The organism is Micromonospora sp. KC721 (genome assembly GCF_004348355.1).
Lineage (GTDB): Bacteria > Actinomycetota > Actinomycetes > Mycobacteriales > Micromonosporaceae > Micromonospora.
Genome location: NZ_SMJY01000410.1, coordinates 1 through 780 on the forward strand (window position 1 = coordinate 1; position 780 = coordinate 780).

Here is a 780-nt window from a genome sequence, read left to right on the forward strand (position 1 = left end):
CCGGTGAAGCGTTGCAGGACGCGCCACCATTTCAGCTCTGCGATGGTGTGCTCGACCGCGATCCGTTGCGAGGACTGGCGTTTACGGTCCTGTTCCCACGCGCTGTGTTGTTCGGGCGGTGCTGAGGGTCGCCGCTTCAACGGCGGCGCGCAGACCTGCTCACGGTGGTCTCGAGCCAGTCCTTGATAGCCGGCATCGACCAGCAGTCTCACGTTCGGGTAGGCGTCGAGCAGCGCGTCGACGCCTTCGATGCGCGCGGCGGTGACGTCGTGCATGCGCCCGGGACGGGTGGCACCGCACCACAGGGTCGCCCCCGTGGCGGTCGGCGGCGACGGTGGTCTTGATGGTGTTCTGTTTCGCCTTGCCGGACACGAACGCCTTACGGCCCGGGCGTCCTTGCCGCGGTCGGCGCACGCGGATCTCGGTGGCGTCGATGCGCAGGGTGACGCCTTCGGCGGCGGCGTAGGCGAACACGTCGGCCAGGGTGTGCAGCCGCACCCGGCACCGGTGGCGCAACCACGGCGAGCGAGCAGCGGGCGGACCTGGGTGACGGCGCGGGTGACAGTGGACCGGTCGACCTGGTACGCGACGGCGAGAGCGGCGTGCGGTATCGCCAGGCGTAGGTGGACCAGGGTGATCACGACCCGGTCGGTAAACGTCAGCCGGGGTCGGCGGCCGGCTCCTGGCTTGCGGACACGTTCGCGGGTGCGGCGGGTGCGCAGCCGGTCCTCGCGGGCCGCGGCCCAGGCGGGTTGGAGTTCGGTCAACAGCAGGCCCAGG

Annotated in this window: 2 pseudogenes; both read right to left on the minus strand. The window is 70.9% G+C overall.

The window, feature by feature from the left end:
• Positions 1-275 (minus strand): annotated as a pseudogene (locus tag E1182_RS32635) (transposase); the annotation flags it as partial.
• A 249-nt stretch (positions 276-524) separates the two neighbouring features.
• A pseudogene (locus tag E1182_RS33130) lies at positions 525-767 on the minus strand (transposase family protein); the annotation flags it as partial.
• Positions 768-780: the final 13 nt, after the last annotated feature.